The sequence below is a fragment of the Humidesulfovibrio sp. genome (assembly GCF_035560995.1).
Lineage (GTDB): Bacteria > Desulfobacterota > Desulfovibrionia > Desulfovibrionales > Desulfovibrionaceae > Humidesulfovibrio.
In genome coordinates this window covers 1-11,654 of sequence record NZ_DATMYK010000137.1, presented here as the reverse complement: position 1 = coordinate 11,654, position 11,654 = coordinate 1, and the positions used below count along the sequence as shown (strand labels likewise).

Genomic DNA, 11,654 nt, shown 5'->3' with positions numbered 1-11,654 from the left:
GCCCCAGAGAGGGGCCAAGACGCTTGCGAACTTTTGGCTCAGCGCCGTTGGGCCTCGTAAGCTGCTCCCGGACCGGCGATGACGAGAAGCAGCAATCCGAAAACCGGCGTAAGCATCAGGCTGGCGAAGAAAAATCCCCAGAAGCCGAGCTTCTTCTTGCGGCCAAAAAAGCCGATGACAAGGCTGCAGAGGAAGATGAGAAGGATGAGCGTCAGGTTCATTGCGCCCCCTGGGTCGGTTGATTCGTCTCGCGCCCCGCTCCCACCTCGGAATTCCTGCCGCGGGGCGTGATCTTCTGGATGGAGTTCTGCAGCGTCTCGAAGCGGGACTTGAGGGCCTGCCAGTCGGGCATGCCGGAACTGTCGCGGGGGAGCCGCTTGGCGCTGTCGTGGCTGGAGATGGTCTCGCCCGACGGAGCGCGCTCCTTCTTGGCTGGGGCTCCGCCCTTGCCGTCCGAATCCATGTTCAGAATCACCGGCAGGCCGTCGCGGCCGCCCATGATGACGAACTTGGAGTTGTTCGACGCGGCGAGTTCCTTGGTGGCCTCGATGCCGGCCCAGCGGAGGTAGGCGTCCGTCATGCCGCCGTTGACGATGTCCTGGAACATGCGGATGCTCTCGGCCCGGAGATAATTTTCCTTCATCTGCTCGCCGGCCTTGAGCAGCACATACTTGTAGCGCAGGTATTCCTGCTCCGCGGAGAACTTCAGGTCGATGGCCTGGTTCACCTGCTCCGGAAGAGACATGCCCCGCACCACGATGCTGTCGATGATGACGGGCTTTCTGGCCATCTGCTCCACGGCCTGCACCATGAGCTCATCCTGCAGCTTGAGCGGCGCCGTGGTGTAGAGGTCTTCAGGCCAGTAGCTGCCAACGGTGTTGCGGATGGAGGAGGACACGATGGGCCGGATGAGCATTTCCTTATAGTCCGGCCCGATGTCCTTGTGCAGTTCGGCCACGCGCTCCACGATGGGGGTGAAGTAGACGGAAACCTTCATGTCGACCGAGAGACCGCCGCGGCTGAGCACCGGGATGTTGATGTCCTCATGCTGCAGGCGCGTGTTGTAGCTGATGATCGTATCCCACGGGAACAGCAGGTGCAGGCCCTCGGAATAGGTCCTGTCCATCACTGTTCCGCCGAACAGCGGAGAGTACTTCACGCCGATCTCGCCGGAGTGGACGGTGACGACCGCGTAGGGCCACAGCAAGGCGATCAGGATCGCCATGCCGAGCGTATACGCGAGAAGCCCGTTGCGCCGGACGGCGAGCCACCGCTTGACGCGACTGCGCCACGTGCCGTCAGTTGCCTGCGCTTCAGTCGTGGGAGACATTTTCAGGCGTACCTCTCCAGAATTTGTCCAGCGTCCTGTCGACGCATCTGCGTTCGAAGTCGATGCAATACTCCCGCGAGTTCATGTCCCCGATGCACATGTTGTACACGATGGGGCAGTACTGAACATCGCGGATGAACAGCCCGATATCCGGAACGGATTTGATATTCTTGCGCGCGGCGTGAATGATTGATTCCACGTAGCTGATGTTGCAGGGCTTCTTTCGCTCCAGCGGCGTGGTCACCTGCTCATAGCATTGCACCCGGGTGCGGATGACCTTGCGGAAATCCTCCGCGCCGATGCGCGAGGGCTTGACCCTTTCGACCAGGGCATAGCTTTGCAAGGCCGCATCGATGTGAGGCGTGGGTGATGCCTTCTGCGACATCGGCCATGCCTGGGCGCCCTCGACCAGGACCCCGGCGCTCAGACAGAACGCCAGCAATGCGGTGCGCAACATCGCGGTCGCGGCGCCATGCGCCGACACCCGCCCATAATGGAGGCGACAGGCCAAGCAACATTCCCTAGCGCGAGCAGCCCGCCCGGCTAGCTGGCGCTCTGCGCCGTGGCCGCGTCCTCGGTGGCGCCCTGCGCCTCGGGGGACTTCTTCCGCAATCCCTTCACGTACTGCTTGCCGTCGTTGTAGTACGTGCGGAAACTTTCCTTGAGCTTCCCGGCGTCCATGTCCAGCAGGGTGCCGCCGGAGGCGAAGTGGCGGTTGAACACCCGGCCGACGGCATAGGTCGACGCGCCGCCCATGATGGTCATGGTGGCCGCGCCGGCGGTCATGCCGATGAGCGGAATGAGCTTGAGCAGGCTGAAGGCGGCAGGTCCCAAGGCCACGGGCAGGGCGCTGCCAAGCAGCGAGCCGATGATGTTCTTGGCCTTGTCCTTGCTGAAGGGCACGTCGTACTTCTTCGCCAGCGCGTTCACCAGTTCGACCTGGATGGCGAACAGCCCGACCAGATCAAGCACGGCCACAGGAGCCAAGCCCAGAGCCATGGCGCCGTAAACGCGTTTGCGGATGAGCGCGTCGATCTCGCACTGGGCGACGACAGGGATTTCCTGCTCCGGATGGACGGATTCGGCGGTCTGGGCGGTGGGGACGAGTTCCTCGTTGGCGTTCACGTTGCCTCCTCAGGTGTTGTGGGCGACTGTGTACGGGGTGGGGCAAATTACTTTCATAAACAGATTAGTACGATATATTACGTTCTTCCACGCAATGCGTCAAGAAGGAAGGTCAACGCGGCCGCAAGAGGCGGCCCCAGGGGGCCGATCAGCCCGCCTGCCGCCCTGCCGCTACTGCGGCAAAAACGCCATCCGCCATATGGATCACCCTGTCGGCACAGGGAAAATACCTGTCGTCGTGCGAGACAGCCAAAATGGTTTTGCCTGCGCCGCGCAGCATGGGGAGCATCTCCTCATAGAAAAAGCGCCGGAACTCGGGGTCGAAATCCGCGGCGACCTCATCGAACAGGCAGACGTCGCGTTCCTCCAGCAGGGCGCACACCAGGGCCAGGCGCTTGCGCTGACCGGCGGAGAGATTGCTGGACGAGAAGGAGCCGTCCTCCTGGACCTTGACCTTCGCCTCAAGCCGCATCAGCGACAGCAGCTCGCGCACACGCTCCGGTCCGCAGCGCAGGTCCAGAACATGCCGGAAAAGGTGGAAATCGGCGGGCACGACGGAGAACAGGTTGCGGTAGACCTCCAGGCCGACGGCCTCCAGCGGCTGGCCGTTCACCAGCACGGAGCCCGATTGGGGCGCGTACAGCCCGCTGAGCACCCGCATGAAGGTGGTTTTGCCCGCACCGTTGCCGCCGCAGAGGAAGACGATCTCGCCGCGGTTCAGGTCGAATTCCGGCACGGAGATGGAAAAGAGCGTCGCGCCCGCGTCGTCACGGTGCTCAAAGCGCACATCGCGCAGGCTCAGGCTCTCAAAAGGCAGCGGCGCAGGCACCGGCCCGGCCCACAGCGCCTCCACATGGCCGCTCTCGCTGGCCTCAATCTCCGCATCCAGCTGCCGTTCCAGTTCAGCCAGCTCGCCCAGGCCCATCTCCACCTTGCCCAGCATGGGCACAAAGCCCACCAGGCTCATCATGGGGCTCAGGCAGAACATGACCAGCACCAGCAGCGTGGTGACGGACTTCGCATCCACGGACAACAGCCGCGGCATGAGAAACAGGATGAGGCCAAGGATCAGCAGGTGGAACACCGCGAAAAAGGAGATGCCCAGCGCGTGCCGCTGCTCCGTGGCGTCGCGCGCGGCGGCGGCCCTGTCCAGGCCCGGCAGCAGCCAACGCTGGAACAGGTCCACGGTCTTGCCCAGGTGCAGCTTCAGGTGCTGGAAGCCTTCCTGCAGGTCGCGCAGGTCCGAGGCGAACTCCATCTCCGCCTGCCGGGCCGGAAGCATGAGGCTGTTGACGCTGCGCACGATCCACAGGAAGGTGCACAGTCCGGCGACCATGACGACCAGGACTCCGCAGGCGCCCAAAAAGGACGTGGTGAACATGCGGCCCACGGCCACCACCATCATCACCGAATTGGCCGCCGCGGCCATGAGCATGCGCGCGGCCTCCACCACCATCTCCTGCCCGTCGAGCAGCAGCGCCTGGGTGCGCTCCGTGCGCATCCGGCCGAAGCGCTCCATGGGGATGCCGCGCAGTTTCGCGGCCAGGCGGATGCGCTGCTCCATGACCCCGCGCAGGGCCAGCTGCGCGGCCTTGCCCGTGATGTAGTGGAAAAGGCGGTAGAAGGCGTAGATGCACAAGACGAAGAGCACGAAAGTACGGAACGACACGCCGTCGCCGGAGAGTTCGTCGATGCCGGAAAGCACGCTGAACACCGTCAGGCCCTGGGTGAGGCCCGCACCCAGGCAGGCGAGCACGATCCTGCGGGCATCGGGCCCGGCCTGCTGGCGCAGCATGGTGATGAAGCGGGAGTTCTGCAGATTCATGCCGTGTCCTACGGAAATCGCGGTGCGCTTGGCGGGGCCCGGGTGGATGAAAGCCACAGGCCGCCCGGAACATGCCGAATCTCTACAAGTTATGCGAATCGCTGCAAAAGGTCAATTCATCGCGCCCCGGACGGCCGCGCCGGCGCCGTGGCCCCCGGCCCTTCGCCGCGCAAGGCCCTCAGAATGTCGGCCCCGAGCGTGATGGCGCGGGAGATGGCCCGCTCGTTGTTGACGCTGACCACCACCGCGATCTTTGTCTGGCGGTCGTAGAAATACGCCGTGCCGAAGCCGGGAAACGACCCGAGCTTGCCCACCAGCGTAATTTTCGGGCTCCCGATGACAAACAGCTCGCAGCCGTCCAGCTGGCTGATCCTGACGTTGCTTTCCGCCTTGCCCGGGGGGGCCTTCCACCCGCCCGGCAGCACCAGGGGCTCCAGCTCCGCGGTGTCAAACACGTTCTTTTTGAGCACCCGGTCCAGGTTGACCAGCCGCACAACGTCACGCGGGGCGGCCTCCAGATTTCCCGTGCCCTTGGCCACGGCCAGGCTCGCCATCATGGGCAGGCTCAGGCCCCCGTCCGACCCCGTCGCGTAGCCGCAGGAAAGGTGGGGCACTATGGTTTTATCGTCGCCCGCCACCAGAGACTTCATGCCCAGCCGCTCAACGAACATGCCCCGCACCAGATCGCCATACGTCTGCCCGGCGATCCGCTCGCAGATGACGGCCAGCATGAGGAAACCGGTGTTGCTGTAAGCCTGCTGCGTGCCCGGGCGAAACAGCAGGGGCTGCTCTCCGGCCATGGCGATGAGGACTTCGGGGGACCAGATCCTGGTCATGTTCTCGCGCACGGCGGGCAGGCTCAGCATATCCACTATGCCGGAGCTGTGCTCCAGCAGGTTGCGCACGGTGATGCCCCGGCCATTCGGGAACCCGGGGAAAAAGCGCTCGATGGGCGTGTCGTAGGCGACCTTGCCCTCCTCGATGAGGCGGTGGACAAGGGCGGCGGTGAACACCTTGGTGACCGAGGCGATCTTGAACCGGGTCTCCGGGGTCATGGGCGTGCCGTTCTCCACGCAGGCGGTGCCGAAGGCCGCCGTCACGGGCTCGTCGCCGCCCTTTTGCAGCACGGCGATGGACAGGCCGGGAATTCCGGGCTCGGCCGCCGCTTTTTGCCCCAGTTCCGTGATGACCGCTTGCGCATTGGCCGCGTCGAAGCGGGCCTGGGCGCCCGCCGGCGCCAGGCAGAACGTTGACAGAAGGAGAAGGAAAAGCTGCAAACGCATGGTGTTACGCATGGCGGAGGTGCTCCAGTATATGTTTGGCAACGCTGCCCGCAAGGCCTGGAGACAGCATACTCTGGTGTGTCCCTTCCGTCCACCTGAGGGCGATGTTCTCTTCCTTGAGGAAGCGGTTCCAGCCCTGGTACTCGTCGTCGGGGATGATTTGCGGGTTGTCCGCGAAGTCCAGCGCACGCACGAACAGAATCTTCAGGTCCGACGGCGTGGGACGGTCGTAGCGCGCGGCGGCGAGGGCGTTGACACGGTATGTCCGAAGCAGGCTGTCCATCTGCGCGGGACTGAACCCGGAGGGCAGCATGCCGGCGCTCTCGCCGCAGCGGACGAGGTAGGTAAGCTTCTCCGGGCGCGGCAGCGAACGCAGCACCGCTTCCTCGAAGGTGTTGCCCAGTATGCTCGTGAGCAAGCCGATGTCGTCCAGGCCGGCCATTTTCCTGGCCTTGCTGTTGTCGGCCACGGAATCCAGGATCAGCACGCCTTCCGGCCGCCTGCCCATGGCCGCGTGGCGGCAGGCGGCCTCGTAGGCCAGCAGCCCGCCGAAGCTCCACCCGCCGAAAACGATGTCCTCGGCCCCGGTCTTGAGGATCTCCCCGAGGTAGTACTCGGCCAGATCTTCCACCCTGTGCAGTTCGGTGTTGAGCATCGTGCGCTCCGCCCGGAAGCCCGCCGCCTCCACCGCGTACACCGTGCAGGATCCGGAAAGCGCCTGGGCCAGATCGCTGTAGCAGAACACGCTGCCGCCCACGGGGTGGAACAAGAACACCGTCCGTCCCCCCTCGCAATGGCTCAGCTTGATCACCGGACCTTCCTGCGCGCCCGCCTTGCCCGCGATGAACGCGGCGAGCCGCTCGATGCTCGCGTTGGTGAACAGCTCGTTCACGGCAATGTGCGCGCCCAGTTCCTTCTCGATCATGGCCACGAGGCGGATGGCCATGATGCTGTTGCCGCCCAGGGCGAAGAAGCTGGCCTCGGCGTCCCGCACCTCAAGGCCGAGCAGGCGCTGCCACATTCCGGCCAGCTGCTCCTCCACAGCGCCCGCAGGCGCACGGCCCCCGGCGGTCTGCTTGCCGGCCAGGGGGGAGGGCAGCGCCTTCTTGTCCACCTTGCGGTTGATGGACAGGGGCAGCTCCACCATGGGCACAAAGTAGGCGGGCACGCAGTAGGCGGGCAGAAGCTGCTCCAGGTAGCCGCGCAGGGCGGCGGCGTCCACACGGCCGACCACATAGGCCGCCAGGCTGCGGCCCTCTTCCGCCCGGAAGGTATCGGCCACCACCACCACCTGGCGGACGCCCGGGAACTCCGCGATGGCCTTCTCCACCTCGCCGATCTCCACGCGGTTGCCGCGTATCTTGACCTGCTGGTCCTCGCGCCCGGAATAATGCAGCAGCCCCGCGCGCAGGGAGCCATAGTCGCCCGTGCGGTAGCAGGGGCGGCCCTCCGCCGGGGCAAAGGCTCCCGGGCTTTCTCCGTTCAGGTACCCGCGCGAAACCCCGGCCCCGGAAATCCATATCTCGCCCGGCTCGCCTTCCGGCAGCACGGCCCCGTCCCTGTCCCGAATGGTGACGGCCACCCCGTCCAGAGGGCTGCCGATGGGGTAGGCCGGGAATGCCGCGTGGTTGGCGTGGTCGATGCGGAAGGCGCTGGAGTCCACCGTGCATTCCGTGGGCCCGTACACGTTGAAGAGCACCACCCGCTCGTTGCCGGGAATGGCGTACAGCTTGCGGATGGTGTCGGGCCGGAGCACCTCCCCGGCCAGCAGCAGCCGGGCCACAGGCAGCGCCTGCCGCCGTTCGGACAGGTGGTCCACCAGCACGTTGAAGAAGGCCGGGGTCATGTCGCACAGGTCGATCTTATGCCTGCGCGCGCTCTCGCAGAACTGCTCCGGACTCTTGCGGGCCGCGTCGGACATGACGTGCAGCGGCTTGCCGCAGAACAGGGAAACCGCCAGCTGCTGGATGGACGCGTCGAAGGACAGGGGAGCCACCAGCCCCACGCTCCGGCAACCGTCCGAGAATTCCCGCAGGGCCCGCAGGATGTGCATGAGGTTGCGGTGCTCCACCACCACCCCCTTTGGCCTGCCGGTGGAGCCGCTGGTGTACACGATGTACGCGGCCTGATCTGGCGCGCACACGGGCAGCCGCTTCCGGGGCAGCGCCCGCGCGTCCGCCAGGCCGAAGCGGGACCGCGCCACGGAAGCCGGGGCCTGCCGGGCCTTGCGTATCACCACGTCGTAGCGGTGGCCGGAAGGCGCGGGCTGCTCCGCCGCAGGCCAGGAGAGGGAAACCTCCATCGGCACGGGGCTCTGCGCCGCCCAATCGGTAAAGAAACGCGCGGGCACGAACAGCTCCGCCCCGGCGTCCAGCCGGAGAAGGCCCGCGTTCTCGCCGGTGCCGCGCGCATGCTCCAAAAGAGCCGCCCGGAATTCGTCCTTGCGTTCCAGATCCGGCACCGCGCCCACGAACAGCGTCCCGCCCTCGGCAAGCAGGGCCGCCGCGTGGTCCAGCACGCGCCGCAGGTAATTGTAGCCCGGAAAATTCTCCGCCACCCCGTTCAGGCAAATGAGGTCGAATTGCTCGCCCGCCAGGAAACAGATGTCCACGGCCTCCATCTGGTGCAGCCGCATCTCGGCGCCGGCATCCCCATGCCCGGCCAGGCCTTCCACCCGGTCCAGCTCGTTGCGCGCCAGTTCCACCGCAACATAGCGCCCGGCAGCCCCGGCCAGGGTCCGGGCCACCACGCCGGAGCCGCTGCCGATGTCCAGCACGCGGCCCCCGGCCCGGAAGCCCGTCTTGGCCAGGATGCCTTCCGCCATGCCCGCCAGGGCGGCTTCCGGCAGGGGCTTGGCGTCGAACCAGCTGCGCCAGCCCAGGTCGGCCCCGGCCTGGGTCACGGCCTCCCAATAGGCCGTGCTGGCAAGCTCGCCGCCTTTTTCCAGCGCCTCGCCGCTCTCCGGCGCGTCCAGGCACAGGATGTGTTGGATGCCGGGATTCCTGTAGCGCAGGTACTCGGCGTCGCGCAGGCCGTGGCGGTCGGTGATGATGAGCCGGGCGGGCCGCAGCAGATACTCCTGCCGGGCCAGGGAGAGTTCACGCTCCACCGGCAGGTACACCGCCCCGGCGCGCAACGCGCCAAGGGCCGCCGCGAGGTACGGCGCCCCCCTTCTGCACAGCACGGCCACCGCGGCCTCCGCGCCGTAGCCCCGGTCCAGGATGAAGCCCGCTATGGCCGCGGACATCTCATCCAGCTGCGCGAAGGTCAGCGACACGGAGTCATCGGTCAAGGCCACGGCCTCCGGGTCGGCGTCGACCACGGCGCGGAACAGCTCTTCAACGGTTTGCGCATCGGCCAGACCGGTGGCCAGACCGGCGGCCGACGGGTCCGGGGCGCCGAACGTGAAGTCGGAGATTTTCATCATGCGCTTTCCTTGGCTGCAGCATTCAGGAATTGGACGTAATAGCTCAGCCAGGCCGCGGCGGTTTCCGGGGCGAGAACCTGTGTGTCGTGAACGAAGTGTATGCTGACGCCGCCCGCGTGCTCCTGCACGCCGCACGCAAGGCCGTGCCCGGCGTCGAGCCCTGGGGCCGCGCCCCAGGCAAAGGCCAGGCGCAGGCTCCCGGCGCCGTCCGGCCCGGCCGGATGCTCCAGAGCGCGCGCGCCGTCTGGCGGCAAGGCAGCGGCCAGGCTGGCGTCCGTCCGGCGCAGCAGATCGTCGAACTCCGTTTCGTCGTCGATGTTGAAGCGCACCGGTCCATGGCCCGCCACGTCCACCACGAATTCATGCCGCGAGGCCACGCGGCTGTAGAGCGCCGCAAAGGTCGCCAGCAGCACAGTGGACGCGCTGACGCCCTTGGCCGCAGCCAGGCGCTCTATGCCTTGGCTCAATTCTCCGCCCAGCGCGCGCGTGGCCGCGGCGGATTCGCGGCGGGCCGGGGGAGCGCAGGTGAAGGGCACGGGCTCGGCCGGGCTGCCCTCGGCCATGAGCTCCAGGATGCGCGTGAAGTCCTCGGCCATGCGCACGATGTCGGCGTGGCTGAACAGGTCCGCATAGTACTCCAGGGCGAAGCTGATGCGGCTCCCCGTGTCGCTGCCGAAGATGGACAAGTCCGTCTTGCTGGCCTGCTTGCCGAAGCGCAGCGTCTCGAAGAGCTGCGGTCCCTGCGCCTCACCAGCGGCGAACTCGAAGTTCATGTACGAGAGGATGACCTCGGACAGCGGAGAGCGGTCCAGGCAGGCCGGGGGCCGCAGGTCGGCCAGGAGGTTGTTCAGGATGTAGCCGCTGTGCCGCAGCGCCTCGTTGCTGGTCTTCTGGACTTCCTTGAGCAGCGCCCTCAGGGGCTGCGCCCCCTCCACGGCCAGGCGCAGGGGCAGAAGCGAGGCCAGCATGCCCGCCGTGTTCAGGTGCCCGCCCCGGCTGTCCACCGTGATGGCCAGGACGAGATCCTTGGCCCCGGTGTATGCATGGGCCAGCAGCGCCCACGCCGCCAGCACGATGTGGTAGTTGGTCGCGCCCTCGCGCCGGGCCAGGTTCTTCACGCCCGCCACCAGCGCCTCCGGCAGCTCGAACTCGTGCATGCCGCCCCGGTTGGTGAAGACCTCCGGCCGGGCATGCTCCGCGGGCAGATCGAGCCTCGGCAGCGGGCCCTGGAAACGCGGCAGCCAGTATTCCCGGTCCGCGGCGTCGGAGCGCGTGAACTGCAGCCAGGCCAGATCCTTCTGCTGCGCGCCCACGGGCTCCAGCGGCAGCCCGTGGTAGAGCCTGTAGAGTTCGGAATTGAGCAGGGAGATGGTCCTGCCGTCCGCCAGGGCGTGGTGCACATCGTAGAACAGGACGTTCTCGCCCGCGTCCGTCACCAGCAGCTTGACGCGGAAACCGCCCTCGCGCCGGATGTCGAAGGGGGTGATGAGCGCGTCCTTGTGCGCAAGGTCCGGCAGGCGGACCTCCTCCAGCGCGAACCCGGCAAAGGGGTGGATGACCATGTTCGGGTGCTCGGCCTCCAGGTCGCAGAAGGTCGTGCGCAGCACCTCGTGCCGCCTGACCAATTCCGCCACGGCCTGCTCGAGCCGCGCCTTGTCCAGGTCGCGCGGGAGTTTGAGGAAGGCCGGAAGATTGAACCCAAGCCCCCCGCCGCCAAGGATGTCCGCATAGAGGATGGACAGCTGCTCGCGCCCCACCGGGTACTTGTCCCGCGCGGGCGCGGGCTCGAAGTCCCGCCCGGCGGGCGCGGCCTTGGCGCGATCGGCCAGCAGACGGGCCATGAAGCCGCCCAGAGTGTCGGCCTCCAGCAGGTCCATGACGCTGGCCTTGAGGCCCAGCTCCTTGTCGATGCGGCTGACGATGCGGGTCGCGGCGATGGAATCGCCGCCCAGTTCAAAGAAGTCGTCCTCGCCCGTCAGCTCCGCGTCGTAGCCCAGGCTGTCCCGAAAGATTTCCAGCAGTTCGGCTTCGACGGCCTCCGGGGCCGCTTGCGCGGACGCGCCCTGGGGCACTGTCTCCGATGCGGGAACGGCCGCGCGCGCGCGCCAGGCTTCTTCCTCGCCCGGCATGGCCACCACGGCCAGACCAGCCCCGCAACCCAGCGCCGCCGTCAGCACGCCAAAGGCCTGCCCCGGCGCAAGCGTGGGGCCGCCCTGGTCCGCGCCCAGGCGCGCGGCCATGCCCACGCCCGACCAGGTGTTCCAGCACAGGGACAGGGCGGGCAGCCCAAGCTCTCGGCGATGCCGGGCAAAGGCGTTCAGAAAGGCGTTGGCCGCAGTGTAGTCGGCCTGCCCAGGGGCCCCGGCCAGGGAAGTGCGGGACGAGGCCAGCACGAAGAAGCGTAGAGCGTCGCCCAGGGTGGCCCGGTGCAGGTTCCAGGTTCCCGCCACCTTGGGCGCCAGCACCGCCTCGTAGGCCTCCCGCGTCTTGGAGAGCAGATAGCCCTCGCCCGCCACTCCGGCGGCGTGGACAACGCCCTGGATGGGCCCCACCTCGCGGCGGATGACCGCAAAGGTTTCGGCCACCTGCGCGGCGTCGGTCACATCGCAGCGGTACGCGGCAAAGGGCAGGTCCGGCGGGGTCTGCCCGCGCCGGTGCAGCAGC

General features: G+C 67.0%; 8 protein-coding genes. All 8 read right to left on the bottom strand.

All coding sequences use genetic code 11. The features are described from left to right. Positions 1–38: 38 nt before the first annotated feature. Positions 39–221: a hypothetical protein gene (locus tag VN419_RS05515; protein WP_325645287.1), complete on the bottom strand. Its 183-nt coding sequence runs from the start codon at positions 219–221 to the stop codon at positions 39–41. Then, positions 218–1,225, bottom strand: coding sequence for a prohibitin family protein (locus VN419_RS05510; protein WP_325645285.1), 1,008 nt, complete (start codon positions 1,223–1,225; stop codon positions 218–220). The genes VN419_RS05515 and VN419_RS05510 overlap by 4 nt, the downstream gene beginning before the upstream one ends. Positions 1,226–1,313: 88 nt before the next feature. After that, positions 1,314–1,841: a hypothetical protein gene (locus VN419_RS05505; protein ID WP_325645283.1), complete on the bottom strand. Its 528-nt coding sequence runs from the start codon at positions 1,839–1,841 to the stop codon at positions 1,314–1,316. A 32-nt stretch (positions 1,842–1,873) separates the two neighbouring features. Further along, positions 1,874–2,455 carry a YcjF family protein gene (locus VN419_RS05500; RefSeq protein ID WP_325645282.1) on the bottom strand — a complete coding sequence of 194 codons (582 nt, stop codon included), beginning with the start codon at positions 2,453–2,455 and terminating at the stop codon, positions 1,874–1,876. A 148-nt stretch (positions 2,456–2,603) separates the two neighbouring features. After that, entirely contained in the window at positions 2,604–4,280 is a 1,677-nt protein-coding gene (locus VN419_RS05495) for a cyclic peptide export ABC transporter (protein WP_325645281.1), read from the bottom strand. A 116-nt stretch (positions 4,281–4,396) separates the two neighbouring features. Further along, the gene (locus VN419_RS05490) at positions 4,397–5,575 is read right to left on the bottom strand and encodes a serine hydrolase domain-containing protein (RefSeq protein WP_325645280.1); all 1,179 of its coding nucleotides are present in this window, start codon (positions 5,573–5,575) and stop codon (positions 4,397–4,399) included. Next, complete coding sequence (locus VN419_RS05485) at positions 5,568–8,990, bottom strand: alpha/beta fold hydrolase (RefSeq protein WP_325645278.1); 3,423 nt, start codon at positions 8,988–8,990, stop codon at positions 5,568–5,570. Before VN419_RS05485 ends, VN419_RS05490 begins: the two co-directional genes overlap by 8 nt. Continuing rightward, positions 8,987–11,654: SDR family oxidoreductase (locus VN419_RS05480; RefSeq protein ID WP_325645276.1), on the bottom strand; the 2,668-nt coding region annotated here is incomplete at its 5' end. The genes VN419_RS05480 and VN419_RS05485, both read right to left, overlap by 4 nt.

Excerpts from the sequence above, each read along its gene's own strand:
- VN419_RS05515 (WP_325645287.1), bottom strand. The coding sequence starts at position 221 with ATGAACCTGACGCTCATCCTTCTCATCTTCCTCTGCAGCCTTGTCATC.
- VN419_RS05510 (WP_325645285.1), bottom strand. The coding sequence starts at position 1,225 with ATGGCGATCCTGATCGCCTTGCTGTGGCCCTACGCGGTCGTCACCGTC.
- VN419_RS05495 (WP_325645281.1), bottom strand. The coding sequence starts at position 4,280 with ATGAATCTGCAGAACTCCCGCTTCATCACCATGCTGCGCCAGCAGGCC.
- VN419_RS05490 (WP_325645280.1), bottom strand. The coding sequence starts at position 5,575 with ATGCGTAACACCATGCGTTTGCAGCTTTTCCTTCTCCTTCTGTCAACG.
- VN419_RS05485 (WP_325645278.1), bottom strand. The coding sequence starts at position 8,990 with ATGATGAAAATCTCCGACTTCACGTTCGGCGCCCCGGACCCGTCGGCC.